Raw genomic sequence first — 18,588 nt, 5'->3', positions numbered from 1 at the left:
TCCGCCAGTCAGGCCCACCCGGACGCTCTGCGCTGCCTTGGAGCGCACCAGGTCACACCCTTCTTGTGAACCTGGCAACTTGTGGGTCCGGAGCCCTCGCGCGCACGGCGGAAGAGGCGGAGGATAGGACATATCGAAGCTGTCGCGGCACCTGCGATCCAGGGCCTGACCCGATCACGTCACTCCGAACCGAAGGGGACCCACGATCATGACCTTCCTCCGCTCTTTCAGCTCCGCTCTGGGCCGACTCGCAGATCGCATGCAGGGTCAGGACGTCGAGCGCCCCGGCAACGTGTCGGAGAACCGCACCGGCGGGGATTACGCCGCGGTGATCAAGTCGCGCGCCAGCCAGGGCATCGGCCCCATGGGCATGGGCCGCTGACCGACGCACCCTCCACGGAGCCCCTGCAGCACATCGCTGCGGGGGCTTTCGCGATTCTTGGGCGGGCGCTCAGCGCCCGGCGGCCTCGAGGATCCGCTGCACCTGCTCGGAGCTGAAGCGATAGACCGGGAGCTCGGCGTCCTCCGCCGTGTCCCCCGCGTTCGGGAAGACGGCGCTGAACACCCGGGGCGCGCCCTCGCCCAGCTCGATCACGCTGGCACCGGACAGTGCCAGGGCCTGCTCGTGCGATCCGCCCGACAGCGGGTCGACGACATTGGTGATCCCCGGGGCGACATGGACCGGGATCCCGGCGATCGCCCCGGTCATCTCGTGATGGTAGTGACCCGAGAGCACGATGCGGACGTCCGACCCCTCGAGCACGGCGGCGAGCTCGTCGAGCCCGTCGAGGTCCAGGCCGCGCAGCAGGGCGGTAGCTCCGACCAGCGGCGGATGGTGGATCGCCAGCACCGTCCCGGCCTCAGCGGGGACGGACAGCACATCTCGCAACCAGCTGAGCTGAGAGGCGTCGAGATGTCCGTAACCGGCCCCGGGCACGCTCGAGTCGAGCACCACCGCACGGCCGCCGCCGGGCAGCGGCAGCACCCGGTCCTGGCTCTCGGCGAGGTGCTCGCCCGGGGCGATCTGCTCGCCGTAGACGGCGGAGACGTCATGGTTGCCCATCACCACTGCCAGAGGCGCCCCGAGGGCCGCCGCGAAGGGGTCGAGGATCTCGTGCAGCAGCCGATAGCTCTGCGCGGTGCCGTCCTCGGAGGCGTCCCCGGTGTGGACCACCAGGTCGATGTCGCGCAGGTCCGCGAGGCGGGCCAGAACGCCATGGAGGGCGGCGGTGGGGTCGATCCGGTCGTAGTGGCGGGCCGACGGGTCGCCGTAGAGGTGAGTGTCGGTCAGGTGCAGGATGCGCATGGGAGCACCGTAACCATCGCGGGTGTCCGGCAGGTGAAGCGACCGCCCCTGCTCAGCCCAGCGCTCCGACCCATTCGCTCTGCCCGTCCTCGAAGACCTGGTGCTTCCAGATCGGCACCCTCTGCTTGACGGTGTCCACGAGCTCGTCGCAGGCCACGAATGCCTGTTTGCGGTGCGGGGCCGAGACGGCGCACACCAGGGCGGAGTCGCCGATCGCGAGCGGTCCCACCCGGTGGGTCACGGCGACGAGCGTGTCCGGGTAGCGTTCGGCGATCTCGCGGGCCACCTCGGTGAGCGTCTGCTGCGCGGAGGGATGCGCGGAGTACTCGAGCCTCGTCACTCCGCGACCGCCGTCATGGTCGCGCACGACTCCGTCGAAGGTGACCACGGCGCCGCAGCGGGGATCGGCGACCGCCTCGACCATCCGGGACACGGTGATCTCCTCCTCGCGGACCTCTGCGAGGCGGGCGCGCTCGGCGGCGCCGCCCATCGCGGGATCGCCCGCGACGCGGAGCTCCTCCGCGGGGGCCCCGAACGGGGTTGCGCCACGGGTCGGGTCGGTGGCCCCGGTCGTGGGGCCGTGCTCGATGGCGTTCATGCGTGGTCTCCTCCGTCGCGCTGGTCCAGCAGGTGGTCGAGGATCGGGTCGAGCACCTCGATGCCGTCCCGCACTCCTCCGCGGGAGCCCGGCAGGTTCACCACGAAGGTGCGCCGGGCCATGCCGGCCACGCCGCGGGAGAGCAGGGCGGTGGGGACCTTCTCGGCTCCGAGGCGGCGCACCGCCTCGAGGATGCCGGGCATCTCCCGCTCGATCAGGGGCGCGGTCTGCTCGGGGGTGGTGTCGGTGGGGCTGATGCCGGTGCCGCCGGAGGTGATGACGATGTCGGTCCCCGCCTCGATCGCGGCGGCGAGCGCCTGCCCGACCTCGGGCCCGTCGGCCACGACGCATCGCTCGACAGGTTCGAGGCCGCGGCTGCGCAGCCACTGCACCAGCAGCGGCCCGGTGCGGTCCTCGTAGGTGCCGTCGGCGGCGCGGGTCGAGGCGATCACCACCCGTGCGGTGCCGGTCAGGGGCGGTGCGGCGGAGGGGTCCTCGCGCACCGTGCAGTCCGCGTCGGTGCGCCGAGCGGGGATCTCCCTCACGCTCCGCTCCCCTGCCCCGTCGGCTCCTCCTGCTGCGCCTGCTGCGCCTGCTGCGCCGACGGTCGTGTCCAGTCCCCGCTGCGGCCGCCGGACTTCGTGAGCACCTGGACCTCCTCGATGGTCGCGAGGTGGTCGACGGCTTTGATCATGTCGTAGACGGTCAGCGCGGCGACCGTGGCGGCGGTCAGCGCCTCCATCTCCACGCCGGTGACGCCCTTGGTGCGCACCCGTGCGGTGATCTCACCCGGTCCTCGCAGGGCACCAGGTCGATCTCCACCCCGGACAGCGGCAGGGGGTGGCACAGCGGGATCAGGTCCGGGGTGCGCTTCGCGCCCATGATCCCGGCGATCCGGGCGGTGGCCAGCGCCTCGCCCTTGGGCAGGTCCCCCTCGGCGATCCGGGCGACGACATCAGGCCGCGTGCGCAGCACGGCGCGGGCGCTCGCCTCTCGGGAGGTGACTGCTTTGTCGGTCACGTCGACCATGTGGGCTGAGCCGTCCGGCCGCACATGGGAGAGATCGTCGGCGTGGTGGTTCATGAGTCTCCTCCGGGGATCAGCAGGGTCTCCAGCTCGTCGCCGTCGCGCACGGCGACGGTTCCCGCCGGCACCAGCACCAGGGCGTCCGCAGCGGCATAGCCGCCGATCAGATGGGAGGAGGCACCACCCACCAGGCGCGCCCGGCCCGAGGGCAGCACCCGGGCGCGACGGTACTGGTCCAGGGCGGGCGGTGAGGGCTCCTCGGCCTCGAGCTGCACGGGCAGGCGCAGCCGACGCCGGGCAGGGGCGCCGAGCGCAGGACGGGCGATGAGCTCGCAGCTGAGCAGCGCAGAGACGGGATTGCCGGGGAAGGCCAGCCACGGGACCCTGCGCCCGTCCACATCCAGCGTGCCGATGCCCTGCGGGCCGCCGGGCTGCATCGCGACCGTCGGGAAGGCGAGGGAGACGCACTCGTGCTCGGCGGCGTGCCGGACCACCTCGAGCGCACCCATGCTCACCCCGCCGCTGGTGACCACGAGGTCGGCGTCGAGGGTGCGGAGTTGCTCCCGCAGATGCTCCAGCAGGGCGCCGGCGTCGTCCGGCACGGCGCCGACGTGCACCACCTCGGCGCCGGCCTCGGTGAGTGCGGCGGCCAGACCGGGACCATTGGCGTCGAAGAGGCGCCCGGGAGCGGGAGCGCCGCCCGCAGGAGCCTGCACCTCGGTGCCGGTGGACAGCACGATCACCCGCAGCGTCGCCTCGACCTCGACGTCCCGTGCCCCACAGGACGCGAGGTGGGCGATCCGCGCCGGGGTGAGCAGCCGGCCCTCGCGCAGCACGGTGTCCCCCGATGCGTGTCCGAGCCGCGTCGGCGCACGAACCGGCCGGCCCCGACCGAGACCGGAGTGAGGGCGACGGTCGCGGCCGACGCCGCGCCCGGGGTGAAACTGCCCTGGGCGCTCTCCTCGACAGGGATCACCAGCTCGGCGCCGTCGGGGATCGGCGCGCCGGTCATGATCGGGCGAGCGGTGCCCGGCTCGAGCGCGGAGGGTGCATCACCCGCGGCGATCACCGGGCCCAGTGGCAGCACCACCTCGCTGCCGGCCGCGCCGAGATCCGCAGCCGCGAGCGCGAACCCATCCATCTGCGAATTGTCGACTCCCGGGACGTCGACCAGGGCACGCTGCTCGCGGGCCGCGATACGGCCCGAGGCGCGGCCGTCCAGGGCGATCACCTCGGTGGCCCGGACCGTGCCGAGCAGCGCGACGGCATCCGCCACGTGATCGGCCAGGGGGATCCGCTGGGCACCGGACATCTCGCACTCCCTCCCGTCTGCGTGCTGGAGCGTCTCGTGACGCCCCACCAGTATGGCTCTGCGGGGCTCGGTGCTGTCGGTCGGAGGGCCCGGAAGCGTCGATGGTCCTGCCCCGGTTGTCACATCACCCCTATCCTGGTGGGACACCCCGGCATAGCCGGGCCGCGCGGAAAGAGGTGAGCAGATGGCATCGCGCCGCATCTCGCTGGGAATGCCGACGCCACGCAGGACCGACGAGACCGCCACCACCCTGCCCGATACCTCGGACCGCCCCGACACCCCCACGCTCACCGATCGCTTCGGTCGGGCGGCGAGTGACCTGCGCCTGTCGCTGACGGACTTCTGCAATCTCCGCTGCACCTACTGCATGCCCGCATCCGGGATGACGTTCCTGAAGAAGGACCAGCTGCTGAGCGTCGACGAGGTGGTGCGCCTGGTGCGCATCGGGTGGAGCGGCTGGGCATCGAGCAGGTGCGGTTCACCGGCGGTGAGCCGCTGACCAGGCCCGATCTCGAACAGATCATCGCCGGTGTCGCCGCGCTCGAGCCGCGCCCGGACATCTCGCTGACCACGAACGCGATCGGTCTGGACCATCGCGCGGCCCCGCTGCGCGAGGCTGGCCTGGACCGGATCAACGTCTCCCTCGACTCCGTGGTCTCCGAGACCTTCGAGCGCCTGAGCCGGCGCCCGCTCCTCCACCGCGTGCTCGCGGGGATCGACGGTGCCCGCCAGGCTGGGCTCGACCCGATCAAGGTCAACGCCGTGCTGCTGCCCGGGGTCAACGACCACGAGCTGCCGGACCTGCTGGACTGGTGCCTGGACCGGGACCTCCAGCTGCGGGTGATCGAGCAGATGCCGCTGGACGCGGACCACATCTGGGACCGCGGCTCGATGATCACCGCCGGGAACATCCACTCGATGCTCGCGCCCCGCTGCGTCCTCACCCCGGTGGCCGAGGCCCGCGACGGCGCCCCTGCGGAGCTGTTCGAGGTCGAGGACCGCGCCACCGGCCGCCACCGCGGGCGGGTGGGCATCATCGCTTCGGTGACCCGACCTTTCTGCGCCGACTGCCGTCGTACCCGGCTCACCGCCGAGGGGCGGGTGCGCACCTGCCTGTTCTCCCGCGAGGAGACGGATCTGCGGGGCGCGCTGCGCTCGGGGGCCGACGATGAGGCGATTGCCTCGATCTGGCGTGCCGCCCAGTGGGGCAAGAAGGCCGGCCACGGCATGGACCGCGAGGACTTCGTGCAGCCGGAGCGACCGATGAGCGCCATAGGCGGCTGAGAGAGGATGAGATGACCAGCATCGACACCACCACAGGGCCCGGCGTCGCCACCGCGCCGCGCATCACCGTGCGCCTGTTCGCAGGCGCCGCCGCCGAGTACGGGGCAGACACCGCCGACGTGCACGCCGCGACGGTGCAGGAGGCCGTCGACGCCCTGCTCGTGGGTGCCTCCGCCGATGCCGCCCGGGTCATCGAGCGCTCGAGCATCCTGCTCAACGCGGTGGCCTGCACGGATCGTAGCCGTGCGCTCACGGACGGTGACCGGCTGGATGTGCTGCCGCCCTTCGCCGGCGGCTGAGCGGGGCGGGCTCATCCCGGCGGCACCACCGCGATCTCACTGCCCTCGACGGCACCGAAACCGCCGCGCAGCGAGCGCACGCCGATCCCGCGCTCGGCCAGCACCCGCTGCGCGCTGGCAGAGCGGGAGCCCGCAGCGCAGTAGAGCACTGCGCTCTCGAGCGCGCCGGTTCCGGGACCGCCGACGGCCAGCAGCTTCGCCATCGGCACGTGCTCGGCGCCCTGCACCATCCCGCCGTCCAGCTCACGCCGTTCGCGGATGTCGATCACGCGCACGCCGGCGACCAGCAGGCCGGGCAGCTCGGAGACCGAGACCTCCTCGGTCGCAGGCCCCGTCGGACCCGGCAGCCCGCAGGTGAGCATGACGTCCTCGATCGTCTCGACCGCGCTGCGGTCCGGGTCACGCGCGAGCGGCACCTCGTCCCAGCGGGCGCGCAGCGCGTCGTACAGCGCGACGCGGCCGAAGAGCACGTCCCCGAGTCCGGCGAGCACCTTGACCGCCTCCATCGCCATGGTCGAGCCGATCACGCCGCACAGCATGCCCAGCACCCCGGCCTCGGAGCAGCTGGGCACCTCCCCGGCCGCGGCGGCACGGGGTGCACATCCCGGTAGGTCACCCCGCGCCCTTCCGCGCCCCAGAACACGCTGACCTGCCCGGCGAAGGCGAGGATCGAGCCCCACACCAGGGGGATGTCGAGGATCTCGCAGGCATCGGAGGCCATGTAGCGGGTGGGGAAGTTGTCGGTCCCGTCGAGCACCAGGTCGTATCCCGCCAGCTGCTCGAGCGCGTCCGCCGGGGTGACGGTGCCGACCACAGCGGTGACGCTCGCCTCGGGATTCTGCAGGCGCAGATGCTCGGCGGCCGCCACCGCCTTCGGCCGGCCCAGGTCCTGGGCGGTGAACAGCACCTGGCGGTGGAGGTTCGTGACGTCGACGGTGTCCGGGTCGAACACGGTGATCTCGCCGATGCCGGCGGCGGCGAGGTAGGAGAGCACCGGCGCACCGAGGCCGCCGGCACCGATCACCGCGACCCTCGCCGCGGCGAGGCGGCGCTGACCGAGCTCGCCCAGCTGCGGCAGCCGCATCTGGCGCAGGTACCGCTCGCCGATGCCGCCGGGCGGTGCTAGCCGGTGCTCGGGCACGGCGCGGCGCAGGATCGACGGTGGTCCCTCCTGCGTGGTCGGCTCTTCGTCGTTCCTTCCCACGGTGTCCTCTCCTCGTCTCACAGCGGCATCACCAGGGCGCTGTCCTCGATCCCGGTGCAGGCTGCGGCGCCTCCCAGCACGAGCGCGTCGGCACGTCCGTAGGGGGCCAGGCGTCTCCCGGGCAGGAGCCGGACGAGCGGTGCGCCCTGGGGCCCGGTGGCGAGGCGTCCGGCGAGGACGACGAGGCCCTCGCGTCGCCGGCTGCGCGCGACCAGCCCGGTGGGGTCCTCGAGCCCGACGGCGTGCGGCGGGCTCCCGCCGCCCGGCAGCAGCTGCCGCACGAACAGGTGATGGCCGACGAGTGCACCGACCGGGGTGCCGGGCAGATGCACCACCGGGGTGCCGCCGGGCAGGCGTCCTGCACCCTGGGGCCCGCCGGGACGCAGCGCGAGGTGCACGAAGCAGGAGGTCCCGGTGCCTCGCGGCCCGAGCAGCGCCTTGACCACGTCGTAGGCTCCGTGCCCGATCCCGCCGGTGGTCAGGACGAGGTCAGCGGATTCCTCCGCGTCGGCGAGCACTTCGGCGAGCGCTGCCGGCTCGTCCCCGCTGCGCAGCACCTGGGCCTCGCAGCCGTCGGCGGTGAGCGCCGCGGCCAGCATGGTGCCGTTCGATTCCCGCACCGTGCCCTCTGCCTGGTGCGCATCGTCCGCAGTGAGCTCATCGCCGGTGACGACCACGGCGATGCGCAGCGGGGCGCGGACCGGGACCTGTGCGATGCCGAGGGTGCGGGCGAGACCGATCAGCCCCGGGCCGATGCGGTCGCCGGCCTCGGCGAGCACGTCGCCGCGGCCGATCTCTTCACCGCGGTCCCGGAGATGGCGACCCGGCTCCCGGGAGGCCTCCGCGCCGATCCGCACTCGGGCGGGGGCGCGGCCCTCGGGGTCGGCGTCGGTGTCCTCGACCGGGATCACGAGATCAGCGCCCTCGGGCATGGGTGCGCCGGTCATGATCCTCGCCGCGGTGCCCCGGGCGAGGGGTGGGACCTGGCCAGGGCGGGCCGGGAGATCCGCGGAGACGGGCAGGATGGTGCTCCCCTGCCCGGTGAGCTCCTGGCTGCGCACGGCGAAGCCGTCCATCGCGGAGACAGGACCGGAGGGGATGTCCTCGGGGCTGTGCAGCGACTGCGCGAGCAGCCGTCCTGCCGCACGCCGCAGCGGAACGCTCTCCACGGCCGGCGCGAGCACCATCTCCGCGAGCAGTCGCTCCCGCCACTGCCACGGGTCCGTCGGGCTCGCTGCCATGGCCCTCCTCCCTCTCCGCATCGTCACAACGATCCTCCCATGACACCCGACGCGCCGACGGGACGGACGGCGGCCGCATTCCAGGTGCATGATGGGAGCATGCGTGAGATCCTCTTCGACCGCTTCGGCGGCCCCGACGTCCTGACAATCCGCCCCGAGTCGCCCCGCCCCGAGGCCGGCGAGGGCGAGGTGCTCGTGGAAGTCGCCTATGCCGGTCTCAACCCCTTGGACCACAAGATCCGCGACGGCTCCTCGGGCCGTGCCGAGGGCCTCGAGCTCCCCGCGGGGACGGGCCGGGAGATGGTCGGCACGGTGCTCTCCGCCGGCCCTGACCTCGACGAGGCCGAGCTGGCCTCACGAGGGCTCGCCCCCGGGACACGGGTGTTCGGGATGCGCGGCCCGCAGGACCAGCGCGGCGTGATGGCGGAGGTCATCGCCATCTCGGCCGACGATCTCGCCCCGATCCCCGACTCGGTGCCGGAGGAGAACCTCCCGCGCTGGGCGGGGCTCGCGCTGGCCGGGCTCACCGCGATCGCGACCGTGCGTGACGCGGCCGGGATCCGTGAGGGGCACACGGTGCTCATCCACGGCGGCAGCGGCGGCGTGGGCCAGCTGCTGATCCCGATGGCGCTCGAGGCGGGCGCGGCACGGGTCTGGGCCACGGGCCGGGCCGCCAATGCGGAGCGGATCCGCGAGCTGGGAGCCGAGCCGATCGCCTACGACGAGGTCGACTGGCAGCAGGCGCTGCGGGAGGCGACCGACGGCGAGGGCGTCGACGTGGTGCTCGACACCCATTACTTCTCCACCTTCGAGCCGAGCCTGGAGCTGCTGCGCCCGGGCGGGATCGTGGTGCCGCTGCCCTCGCTGGCGGACCTCTCCCCTGCCCGCGACCGCGGGATCCGCGCCGCGATCCCCGCGATCGTCCCCGGCCGCGACCGGCTGGACCACCTGGTGCAGGGGATGCGTTCGGGCATCTATCCGCTCGAGGTCTCGCAGGTGTTCCCGCTGGCGCAGATCGCCGACGCCCACCGGGTCCTCGAGGAGGGCCACACCCGGGGCAAGCTCGTCATCGACGTGCGCGCATGAGCGTGGCAGGTCCCGGCGGCATCTCGGCAACCGGGTAGTCTCGCCAGCATGCCTGTTCCGATGACCGCCGACAGCGACGCCGCGAAGGCGGTGGAGCCGGTGCTCCACCCGGGCGGGCTCGAACTGCTGGACTCGCTCCCTCCCTATGAGGAGAAGGACATCCTGCGCCGCAGCACTGCGCTGCGCGAGGCGGGGCACTCCCCGAGCTGGTCTCCGCGGTGATGACCCAGTCGCGGCTGCGAGCCCGCGCGGTCGACAAGTTCGGCGAGTTCGCCTCCTCGATGCTGTTCACCCCGGACGGGCTCGAACAGGCCACCCGTCTCCCGGTCGCCGCGTTGCATGCACGCCGCTTCCAGCGCGCCGGCATCACCTCGGTCGCCGATCTGGGCTGCGGCATCGGCGGGGATGCCATGGCCCTCGCGGGGCTGGGCCTCGACGTGCACGCCGTGGACCTCGACCCCGTGGCCGTGGCGGTGGCGACTCTGAACCTGCGCCCCTTCCCCACCGCGACCGCGACGCTCGGCACCGCCGAGGAGCACGACCCCTCCACCACCGAGGGGATCTGGATGGATCCCGCCCGCCGCACCTCCTCACGGGGCGGCTCGCGCCGGCTGCATGATCCGGAGGATTACTCCCCGCCCGTCTCGGCCGTGCTCGAGCTGGCCCGCCGACTCGGCGGAGACGGCGCGCTGGGCCCGCTCGGGGCGAAGCTCGGCCCGGCCGTGGACCGCGAGGTGCTCCCGGACGAGGCCGAGGTGCAGTGGCTGTCCTGGCATGGTCAGGTGCTCGAGGCGACGATGTGGTGCGGTCCGCTGGCTGCGGGCGGGGTCCCCTCCTCGGCACTGGTGGTCGATCGTGCCGGCGCCCACCGGCTCGCGCGCACCGCCGACGATCCCGTGGATCCGGAGCCCGGCCCCCTCGGGGCACATCTCTACGAGCCCGACGGCGCGATCATCCGTGCCCGGCTGCTGGGGCGGGTGGCCGCCGATCTCGAGGCGCACACCCTCGATCCGACCATCGCCTACCTGACCTCGGATCGGCGGGCCGAATCGCCCTTCGTCCGCGGTTACGCCGTCCGTGACGTGATGCCGTTCGGCATCAAGCGCCTCGCCTCCTACCTGCGGGAGCACCGCCTGGGCGTGCTCGAGATCAAGAAGCGCGGCACCGCCGTGGAGCCCGAGGAGCTGCGGCGGAAGCTGCGCCCGCGACGCTTCGGGGACGAGTCGGCGACGCTGATCCTCACCCGGATCGCCGGCGAGCAGTCCGTGATCGTGGCCTCCCCGCACCGAACCCCTTCGGACATGCCATGACGGAGGCGCCCACCCTCAGCCCGCCCACCGCCGGGGATCCCGACGCCGGGCGCCGACGTGCTCGTCGCACCCTCGCCGCGCTGCTGCTGATCGCGGCACTGGGCGCTTTCGGGCTCGTCACTCTCGGTGCGGCCGCTGAGCGCGCGCCGTTCGTCGAAGTCGGGGACGTCCGCGAGCCGGAGCCCCTCCAGACCGAGTCCGTGTCCGAGGACTACAGCGAGCCTGATTGGTCGATCTTCACGATGCCGCCCCAGGAGAACAACAGCGCGGCACCCCGCTTCGTCGCCACCGCCCTCATAGTGATCGCCTCGGTCGCGGCTGGCCTCGTGCTGCTCTGGCTGGTGCTGCGCATGCGTTCCCTCGCCCACCCGCCGCGTGAGGAGGCCGAGGACGCACCCGATGTGGATCTCTCGGCGGAGCAGGCGCGCACCGCCCTCGCCGATGCCCGTACGCGGCTCACCATGGACATGGACGCCCAGGACGCTGTGGTCTCGGCCTGGCTCGCGCTCGAGGCGGCGATCGGCCGGGCCGGGATCCGGCGCGAGCCGGCCCAGACCACGTTCGAGTTCGTGGTCACCGTGCTCAGCTCCCTCTCGATCGATCGCGAAGCCCTGGACCATCTCGCCGACCTGTACCGGCGCGCGCTCTTCGACGATCTACCGCTCGACGAGGCGGACCGCGAGGACGCCCTGGCACGGCTGGACCTGCTCGCCGCCCAGCTCGAGGAGCGAGGCCGATGAGCGCCGGTCTGAAGTCCCTGCTGCTGCACGTGCTGGGCGGCGCCGCTGCCGCGCTCGCACTCCTGGGCATCTTCACCTTCGTCGGGATGCGGATGTCGCTGCCGATGGTGCTCGCCGGCGGTCTCGCGGCCGGGGCGGCGATATGGCTCGTGCGGCTCGAGCCCTCCCGCGCCGATCAGCTGGATGGCCCGCCGCTGGATCTCGACGTCGACTATGCGCTCCCGCACGGTCAGGACGTCCGGGTCCGTCGGCTCGAGGACATGATCCACGGCGCCCAGCCAGCCGCATCGCCGCATGACGGCACGCACCCTCGCACGGACGCTCGCCGAGATCGCCGCCGAGCGCGCGCAGGATCCGCAGGCCGCACCGCTGAGCGCCCCGCTGCAGGACCTCATCGACCGCGCGCAGGTCGAGGATCCGGAGGCTCCACCGATCCGTGCGATCGACCGCCGCACCCTCCACCGTCATCTGCGCGAGCTCTCGAACACCGGAGAGTAACGATTCGGTCATGACGGCCGTGACAGTCGTCCAGCACCATGTGCGGTGATCTACAGTTCTGGGACCGACACACAACGCGGTGTTCGGCGCCGTGCCTCCCACGAAGAGGCATATGAACTGATCATGTGAGGATTCCCAGTGCTGCACCTCTCCGTCTCGAGCCCGTCGTCCGGGCTCGTGAGTCCCCTCGGAAGCGCACTGGTGATAGGCCTGTCGGCCGAAGGAGTCGCCCGGTGACGAAGTACATCCTGCGCCGGTTCGTGAACTATTCGATCCTCACGGGGCTCGCCACAGTCATCGCCTACATCGCCGCCAGCTCCTTCTTCCGGCCGCGCAACCGCTACCTCGGTCGCAACCCTCCGCTCGATGAAGCGTCGATCGATGCGATCCTCAGCGCCCAGGGCGTGAACGACAAGGACCCGGTGCTGCTGCGCACCTGGTGGTGGATCGAGAACTTCGTGACTGCTCCGTTCACGGAGAAGCTGGGCACGGACGCGGCGAATCAGTCGGTGGTCAAGCAGATGCTCGGCGATCCGGCGATGTGGTTCAGATTCTGGGAGCAGGAATGGCTGGGCCGCTCGGGCGTGAGCCTGCGCCTGCTGATCATCGGCTCGCTGCTGGCCGCCCTGGTGGGTGTCGCTGCGGGCGTCTGGGGCGCGGTACGGCAGTACAAGGCCTCCGACCAGATCATCTCCTACAGCTCGTTCATCCTCATCTCGACCCCGACCTTCGTCGGCGGCGTGCTGCTGATGATCCTCGCGACGAAGCTGAACAACGTGCTGGACTTCCAGCTCATCAGATTCACCAAGGCCTATACCACCGGTATCGAGGGATTCTGGCCGACGCTCTGGGATTACATATCCCACCTGCTGTTACCCACGATCGCTCTGACCCTGTTCGGCGCCGCCGGATACTCGCGCTACCAGCGCGCGGTCATGCTCGATGTGCTGGGCTCGGATTTCATCCGCACCGCTCGTGCGAAGGGTGCCACCCGCACGTATGCGCTGGTCAAGCACGGCCTGCGCGTCGCGCTCATCCCGATGTCCACGTACTTCGCGTACAACTTCGGCACGCTGGTCTCCGGCTCCGCCTTCCTCGAGATCGTGTTCTCGTGGGCGGGCATGGGCGAGTACGGCATCAAGGCCGTCCAGAGCTCCGACGTGAACGCGCTGTCCGGGACGGTGCTCTTCTCGGCCGTGCTGGTGCTCTTCGCGTCCACGCTCTCCGAATTCCTCTACGCCGCACTCGATCCGAGAGTGAGGATCTGACCCATGTCGACTCTCTCCACGCCCCCTCCGGATCGCCCGAGGCACCTGACCTGGTCGACGCCGATACAGGCCTGCATGATGAGGCCGTCACCGGCCCGCGCAAACGACCGATCTCGCGCAATGCGCTCGTCTGGCGCCGGCTGAAGCGGAAGCCGAACTTCTGGATCGGCGCCTCCCTCACGGCTGTGATCGTGCTGTTCGCGCTGGTCGGCAATATCCCGAACATGTACGCCGTGGGAGAGCAGGACCCCTACGGCTTCAACGCTCCTCCGGGCGGGCAGCACTGGTTCGGCGCCGACGCGATCGGCGTGGACCTCTACGCCTCGATCACCGCGGCGCTGCGCAAGTCGCTGATGATCGGCTTCATCGCCGCCCCCATCGCGACGATCATCGCCGCGCTGGTCGGCGCGCTGGCCGGATACCTGGGCGGGGCCGTGGAGCTGTTCCACGGCTGGCTGGTGAATCTTCTGCTCACCCTGCCCATCTTCTACGTCCTGATGATCATCTCGCCGCTGCTGGCGGACATGTCCTGGATGATCCTGGTGCTGTTCATCGGCCTGTTCGGCTGGATGATCATGTCCCAGATCGTGAAGAATCAGACCAAGTCGCTGCGTGAGCGGGAGTTCGTGCTGGCCGCCCGCTTCTCCGGGGTGGGGACCTTCAAGATCCTCACCCGCCACATCGTCCCGAACGTCTCCTCGCTGCTGATCATCGATGCCACCCTCGGGGTGTGCTACGCGATCCTCGCGGAGACCTCGCTGTCCTACTTCGGCCTGGGCATCCAGGCTCCGGACGTGTCCCTGGGCACGCTGCTGCAGGACGGCACCTCGGCGGTGGTCTCACGCCCCTGGCTGTTCATCGTCCCCGCCGCGTTCCTGGTGACCCTGCTGACCGCGGTGTCCCTCGTGGGTGACGCGCTGCGCGACGCCCTCGATCCCACCAGCGGCAGCGAACGAGCCTGAGCCTCGCCCCCATCTGTCCCCGACGCGGCATCGACGCCGCGTCCCGTTCCGAAGAGGCTCCCCCCGCCCCTTCCCGACCCCGCGCTATCCCGCCGGCCCGGCCGGCCTCCGATACGCCCGTCTCTTCCCGTGGCGGCGTCTCACCTTCAAAGGAGCAAACAATGACCATCACCAGCAACCGTCGCCGGTTCCTCCAGGGCACCGCTGCGGTGGGTGGCCTCGGTGCCCTCGCCGCCTGCGGGCAGCAGTCCTCCGACGAGCAGGCCAGCCAGGCCGCCGAGGAGAACGAGCAGGCCGCCGAGGAAGCCTCGGAGCTGCCCAACACCGGCTGGGAGCGCACGGAGTACGACCAGGTCGAGGACGGCGGCACGCTGCGTCTGGCCGTGACCCAGATGCCCAACACGTGGAACTACTACCACACCAACGGCGCCCTGGTTGATCTCAACGAGATCCTCGACCCCATCTGGCCCGGCAGCTTCACCGCCGCCGAGGATGGCGAGGCGGTGCTGAACCCGGACACGATCGTCTCCGCCGAGATCACGAACGAGGATCCACAGATCGTCACGGTGAAGTACAACCCGGACGGCGTGTGGGAGGACGGCTCCCCATCACGATCAAGGACTTCGCCGCCCAGTGGAAGGCCTGCAACGGCTCCGACGAGGCCTTCCAGGTCGCGAGCACCACCGGCTGGTCGGACATCGCCGATGTGCGCGAGACCGATGACGAGTTCACCGGCGAGATCGAGTACTCCTCGACCTTCCCTGACTGGATCCAGTACCTCTACCCGAGCCTGCCCGAGTCCATCTCCTCGGACCCGACGGAGTTCAACGAGGGCTACGTCACCACCCCGACCCCCTCGTACGGTCCGTTCAAGGTCGGCGACATCGACCAGACCGGCGAGGTCATCACCCTGGTGCGCAACGAGAACTGGTGGGGCCAGGCCCCGAAGCTCGAGACGATCATCTTCTCGGTGGTCAGCCAGGCACAGATGCCGTCCGCCTTCGCCAACGCGGAGATCGACTCGATCCGCATCGCCGACGGCGACACCTACTCGGCCTCCAGCCGCTCGGACTCGGTCATCCAGAAGACGAACGGTGTCACCTGGACCCACGTCACGCTGAACGTCACCGGCGATGACAATCCCCTGGCGGACATCAAGGTGCGCGAGGCCCTGGCCCGCGCGATCAACCGCGATGCCGTGGGCCAGGCCGTGGTGGGCCCGCTCGAGGCTCCCGTGGTGCCGGTGGACAACTTCGTGTTCATGCCCGGTCAGGACGGCTACGAGGACTCCTTCGCGGCCGGCACGGACGGTCCGCTGGAGTACGACGCGGACGCTGCCGGGGCGCTGCTGGACGAGGCCGGCTGGGAGCTCAACGGGGATGTGCGTGAGAAGGACGGCGCGCAGCTGACCCTCTCGGTCACGGTCCCCGCGGACACCAAGTCGAACTCCGACCGTGCCCGCCAGATCCAGACCGATCTCAACGCGGTCGGCTTCGCCGTCGAGCTCGATACCGTCCCCTCCGACGCGTACTTCGACGACTACGTCGACACCGGTGACTTCGAGATGGTGACCTTCTCGTGGCAGGGCACGCTCTTCCCGCAGCAGTCCTCCGCGAACCTGTTCTACCCGGCCACCTCCGGGCAGAACTACACCGGCCTGGATCTCGACTCCGAGCTCGAGGAGCTCGCCGGATCGATGCAGACTGAGCTCGATCCCGAGGCCCGCATGGCGGCCTCGAACGAGTTCTCCTCGATCGTCGCGGCGTCGTTCAGCGTGATCCCCTTCTACGCGACCCCGAACATCTTCGGAGTCACCGACGGCATCGTGAACTACGGCGCGGCCCTGTTCGAGACGATCGACTGGACCACCGTGGGCTTCAAGGCAGCCTGATCGCCAGCGCCCCACTGCGGAAGGGCCCGGTCACCCCCGCGGGTGGCCGGGCCCTTCCACGTCCGTCAGAGGACGGCGCGGGCGACCAGGGCGAGAGCGGCGAGGGCGAGCACGGCGATGACGCCTGTGTTGAGGCGGCGTGAGTGCGTCGCTGCGGGTGCGCCGGTCTCCTGTGATGCCGGCTCGTGGCGGGCCTCCCAGCGCTCCCAGGCCTCGACCGCCGCATAGCTGGGGCTCTCGAGCTGGTCGCGGCGCAGGCGCTGCGCCCAGTCCGGCCGGGCCGCAGCAGCATTCGAGCGGGACCGGGTGTCCATCGCCGCGAGCCGCTCCCGCGGCCGGTCACGGCCCACTCCGGGAGCGTTCCAGGCCGTGATGACCTGGCTCTTGTCACTGCCGGGGGCGGGCAGCAGCTCGAGGCGCAGCATCGCACCGAGGCGCACGCGATCGATCGAGGCCATCGGCAGCAGCCGGGTCTCGAGCACGTTGCGCACCTCGATGGACTCCTCATGCACCACCACCCGCGGCGCCCACAGCAGCGCCCATACGGCGGCGGAGACCGCCGCGGGCAGCACGGCGAAGCGCCAGCCGTCGATGCCCAGCAGCCACGCCGACTCCAGCACGGTCGCCGCACAGACGAGCCACACCACGACGCACAGCACGAGTGCGCCGCCGGGGCGGATATGGGTGGAACCGTCGTGCCTCCGGCGCAGGCCGAGGTGTCCCAGGAGCGGTCGACGCACGTCTCAGGCGCCCGTGACCTCGGTGACCTCGCCCGAGGCGATGCGCGCATCCAGCGCATCACGGTCCAGGAAGATCCGGTCGCGGCTGCGCTCGATCTCAGGATCGGGGATCGGGACGGCGGAGAGCAGCGCCTGGGTGTACTCATGCCGCGGGTCGTCGAAGACGTCCTCGGTGCGGCCCGCCTCGACGATCCGGCCCTTGTACATCACTGCGATGCGATCGGAGATGTTGCGGACCACGGAGAGGTCGTGGGAGACGAAGAGGTAGCTCACGGCCAGGTCCCGCTTGAGCTCCTCGAGCAGCTGGAGCACCCCGGCCTGGATGGTCACGTCGAGCGCGGAGGTGGGCTCGTCCAGCACGATCAGCTTGGGCTCGCAGGACAGTGCGCGCGCCACGCCGATGCGCTGGCGCTGGCCACCGGGAACTCGTGGGGGTAGCGGTCCGCGTGCTCGGGCAGGAGACCCACTGTGTCCAGCAGCCATTCGATCCGCTCGTCCATCTTCTTGGCGGAGTACCCCTGGACCCGCATCGGCTCGCGCAGCGTCTCCGAGACCGGCAGGCGCGGATCGAGCGAGGCCATCGGATCCTGGAACACGATCGAGATGTCGGCGCGGAGCTGCTTGCGCTCCTGCTTGCTGAGCGTGGAGGTGTCCTTGCCGTTGAAGCGGATCTGCCCGCCCTGCAGCGACTCGAGCTTCATGATCTCCATCAGCGTGGTGGTCTTGCCGCAGCCGGACTCGCCCACCAGCGCGAAGCACTCGCCCTCGTGGATGTCGAAGGAGATGCCGTCGACCGCGCGCTGCTCGCCGACCTTGCGGCGGAACACCGCGCCCTTGGTGATCGGGTAGATCCGCTCGAGCTTCTCGACCTCGAGGATCTTGGGCGCGGCGGTGGTGTCCGTGACACCCTCCTCAGCGGCATCGGGCACGGTGCCGCCCACAGCGCTGGCCTCGGAGGCCTCCATCTCGCCGCGCTCGATCGCGAGGCGCTCAGCTGCGGTGGCCTGACCGTCCACGCGCGGCACCGCGGAGAGCAGCTTCTGGGTGTACGCCTCACGGGGGCGGTAGAAGACGTCATCGACCGTCCCCTGCTCGACCAGGAACGACTTCTCCATCACGAGCACCCGGTCGGCGAAGCCGGCGACCACCCCGAGGTCGTGGGTGATGAGGATCGTCGCGGCGTCCACCATCTCCTGCGCGGTCTTCAGCAGCTCCAGGACCTGGGCCTGGATGGTGACGTCGAGCGCGGTGGTGGGCTCGTCGGCGATGATCAGCTCGGGTTCGTTGGCGATCGCCATCGCGATCATGGCGCGCTGGCGCATGCCGCCGGAGAACTCGTGCGGGAACTGGCGCGCGCGGCGGCGCGCCTCGGTGATGCCCACCGACTCGAGCAGCTGGATGGCGCGGTCAGCAGCCGCGGCCTTGGAGACGTTCGGATGGTGCAGCTGGATCGCCTCGGCGACCTGGTCGCCGATCGTGTAGACGGGGGTCAGTGCGGACAGCGGGTCCTGGAAGATCATCGAGATCTTGTCACCGCGCAGCTTCGAGAGCTGGCGGTCGTTCAGGGCGAACATGTCCTGGCCCATGAAGTCGATGCCGCCGGAGATGGTGGCCGTCGTCGGCAGCAGACCCATCACCGCGAGAGAGCTGACCGACTTGCCCGATCCGGACTCGCCGACGATCGCGAGGGCCTCGCCGCTGCGCACCTCATAGCTCAGGTTCTGCACGGCACGGACCGTTCCCGCCTCGGACGGGAAGGTGACGGTGAGGTCACTGACGGTCAGGATCGGTTCGGGCATGTTCCTACCTCTGGCGTTCGGTGG

Annotated in this window: 18 protein-coding genes and 5 pseudogenes; 11 read left to right on the top strand and 12 right to left on the bottom strand. The window is 70.9% G+C overall.

Translation table 11 applies throughout. The features are described from left to right. Positions 1-208: 208 nt before the first annotated feature. The gene (locus H3H54_RS05395) at positions 209-382 is read left to right on the top strand and encodes a hypothetical protein (RefSeq protein ID WP_262425819.1); all 174 of its coding nucleotides are present in this window, start codon (positions 209-211) and stop codon (positions 380-382) included. A 69-nt stretch (positions 383-451) separates the two neighbouring features. On the opposite strand, the gene H3H54_RS05390 is transcribed toward H3H54_RS05395, so the two are convergent. The 6 genes and pseudogenes from H3H54_RS05390 to H3H54_RS05365 form a co-directional block, all read right to left on the bottom strand. After that, on the bottom strand, positions 452-1,306 hold the full coding sequence (locus H3H54_RS05390) for a metallophosphoesterase (RefSeq protein ID WP_262425818.1): 855 nt from the start codon (positions 1,304-1,306) through the stop codon (positions 452-454). A 52-nt stretch (positions 1,307-1,358) separates the two neighbouring features. Next, complete coding sequence (locus H3H54_RS05385) at positions 1,359-1,904, bottom strand: molybdenum cofactor biosynthesis protein MoaE (RefSeq protein WP_262425817.1); 546 nt, start codon at positions 1,902-1,904, stop codon at positions 1,359-1,361. Continuing rightward, on the bottom strand, positions 1,901-2,449 hold the full coding sequence (locus H3H54_RS05380) for a molybdenum cofactor biosynthesis protein B (RefSeq protein WP_262425816.1): 549 nt from the start codon (positions 2,447-2,449) through the stop codon (positions 1,901-1,903). Before H3H54_RS05380 ends, H3H54_RS05385 begins: the two co-directional genes overlap by 4 nt. Next, positions 2,446-2,987, bottom strand: a pseudogene (moaC, locus tag H3H54_RS05375) (cyclic pyranopterin monophosphate synthase MoaC). The gene H3H54_RS05380 and the pseudogene moaC overlap by 4 nt, the downstream one beginning before the upstream one ends. Then, positions 2,984-3,766, bottom strand: a complete 783-nt coding sequence (locus tag H3H54_RS05370; protein WP_262425815.1) for a molybdopterin-binding protein — start codon at positions 3,764-3,766, stop codon at positions 2,984-2,986. Before H3H54_RS05370 ends, moaC begins: the two are co-directional and overlap by 4 nt. Further along, positions 3,670-4,242: a hypothetical protein gene (locus H3H54_RS05365; protein WP_262425814.1), complete on the bottom strand. Its 573-nt coding sequence runs from the start codon at positions 4,240-4,242 to the stop codon at positions 3,670-3,672. The genes H3H54_RS05370 and H3H54_RS05365 overlap by 97 nt, the downstream gene beginning before the upstream one ends. 184 nt (positions 4,243-4,426) lie before the next feature. On the opposite strand from H3H54_RS05365, the pseudogene moaA reads away from it, so the two are divergent. Further along, a pseudogene (gene moaA, locus H3H54_RS05360) lies at positions 4,427-5,526 on the top strand (GTP 3',8-cyclase MoaA). Between the two features lie 11 nt (positions 5,527-5,537). Continuing rightward, complete coding sequence (locus H3H54_RS05355; RefSeq protein WP_262425813.1) at positions 5,538-5,825, top strand: MoaD/ThiS family protein; 288 nt, start codon at positions 5,538-5,540, stop codon at positions 5,823-5,825. An 11-nt stretch (positions 5,826-5,836) separates the two neighbouring features. Here H3H54_RS05355 and H3H54_RS19470 read toward each other — a convergent pair whose 3' ends face one another. The 3 genes and pseudogenes from H3H54_RS19470 to H3H54_RS05340 all read right to left on the bottom strand — a co-directional run bounded on the left by H3H54_RS19470 (position 5,837) and on the right by H3H54_RS05340 (position 8,270). After that, the gene (locus tag H3H54_RS19470) at positions 5,837-6,055 is read right to left on the bottom strand and encodes a rhodanese-like domain-containing protein (RefSeq protein WP_395963728.1); all 219 of its coding nucleotides are present in this window, start codon (positions 6,053-6,055) and stop codon (positions 5,837-5,839) included. 222 nt (positions 6,056-6,277) lie between these two features. Next, a pseudogene (locus H3H54_RS05345) lies at positions 6,278-6,909 on the bottom strand (HesA/MoeB/ThiF family protein); the annotation flags it as partial. A 137-nt stretch (positions 6,910-7,046) separates the two neighbouring features. Then, positions 7,047-8,270 carry a molybdopterin molybdotransferase MoeA gene (locus H3H54_RS05340; RefSeq protein WP_262425810.1) on the bottom strand — a complete coding sequence of 408 codons (1,224 nt, stop codon included), beginning with the start codon at positions 8,268-8,270 and terminating at the stop codon, positions 7,047-7,049. A 99-nt stretch (positions 8,271-8,369) separates the two neighbouring features. Between H3H54_RS05340 and H3H54_RS05335 the strand changes: the two genes are divergently transcribed. The 8 genes and pseudogenes from H3H54_RS05335 to H3H54_RS05300 all read left to right on the top strand — a co-directional run bounded on the left by H3H54_RS05335 (position 8,370) and on the right by H3H54_RS05300 (position 16,025). Continuing rightward, on the top strand, positions 8,370-9,356 hold the full coding sequence (locus tag H3H54_RS05335; protein WP_262425809.1) for an NADP-dependent oxidoreductase: 987 nt from the start codon (positions 8,370-8,372) through the stop codon (positions 9,354-9,356). Positions 9,357-9,404: 48 nt separating this feature from the next. Next, positions 9,405-10,666, top strand: a pseudogene (locus H3H54_RS05330) (SAM-dependent methyltransferase). Continuing rightward, positions 10,663-11,406, top strand: coding sequence for a DUF4129 domain-containing protein (locus H3H54_RS05325; RefSeq protein WP_262425808.1), 744 nt, complete (start codon positions 10,663-10,665; stop codon positions 11,404-11,406). The pseudogene H3H54_RS05330 and the gene H3H54_RS05325 overlap by 4 nt, the downstream one beginning before the upstream one ends. 294 nt (positions 11,407-11,700) lie before the next feature. Continuing rightward, the gene (locus H3H54_RS05320; RefSeq protein ID WP_262425807.1) at positions 11,701-11,904 is read left to right on the top strand and encodes a hypothetical protein; all 204 of its coding nucleotides are present in this window, start codon (positions 11,701-11,703) and stop codon (positions 11,902-11,904) included. A gap of 233 nt (positions 11,905-12,137) precedes the next feature. Next, positions 12,138-13,172: an ABC transporter permease gene (locus H3H54_RS05315; protein ID WP_262425806.1), complete on the top strand. Its 1,035-nt coding sequence runs from the start codon at positions 12,138-12,140 to the stop codon at positions 13,170-13,172. A 185-nt stretch (positions 13,173-13,357) separates the two neighbouring features. Then, entirely contained in the window at positions 13,358-14,134 is a 777-nt protein-coding gene (locus H3H54_RS05310) for an ABC transporter permease (RefSeq protein ID WP_262425805.1), read from the top strand. A 161-nt stretch (positions 14,135-14,295) separates the two neighbouring features. Then, positions 14,296-14,349: pseudogene (locus H3H54_RS05305) on the top strand (twin-arginine translocation signal domain-containing protein); the annotation flags it as partial. 374 nt (positions 14,350-14,723) lie between these two features. Then, the gene (locus H3H54_RS05300) at positions 14,724-16,025 is read left to right on the top strand and encodes an ABC transporter substrate-binding protein (protein WP_262425804.1); all 1,302 of its coding nucleotides are present in this window, start codon (positions 14,724-14,726) and stop codon (positions 16,023-16,025) included. Between the two features lie 65 nt (positions 16,026-16,090). On the opposite strand, the gene H3H54_RS05295 is transcribed toward H3H54_RS05300, so the two are convergent. The 3 genes from H3H54_RS05295 to H3H54_RS05285 are packed head-to-tail and all read right to left on the bottom strand — an operon-like array spanning position 16,091 to position 18,564. After that, a complete protein-coding gene (locus H3H54_RS05295) occupies positions 16,091-16,765 on the bottom strand; it encodes a PH domain-containing protein (protein ID WP_262425803.1) in 675 nt (224 codons plus the stop codon). Between the two features lie 3 nt (positions 16,766-16,768). Beyond that, positions 16,769-17,161 (bottom strand): ABC transporter ATP-binding protein, encoded by a 393-nt coding sequence (locus H3H54_RS05290; RefSeq protein ID WP_262425802.1) that lies wholly within the window; start codon positions 17,159-17,161, stop codon positions 16,769-16,771. Next, positions 17,128-18,564, bottom strand: coding sequence for an ABC transporter ATP-binding protein (locus tag H3H54_RS05285; protein ID WP_262425801.1), 1,437 nt, complete (start codon positions 18,562-18,564; stop codon positions 17,128-17,130). The genes H3H54_RS05290 and H3H54_RS05285 overlap by 34 nt, the downstream gene beginning before the upstream one ends. Between the last annotated feature and the right edge of the window lie 24 nt (positions 18,565-18,588).

Source organism: Brachybacterium sp. Z12 (assembly GCF_014400405.1).
GTDB lineage: Bacteria > Actinomycetota > Actinomycetes > Actinomycetales > Dermabacteraceae > Brachybacterium.
Note: the sequence above shows the minus strand (reverse complement) of the source record. Positions and strands in the feature narration are given on the sequence as shown.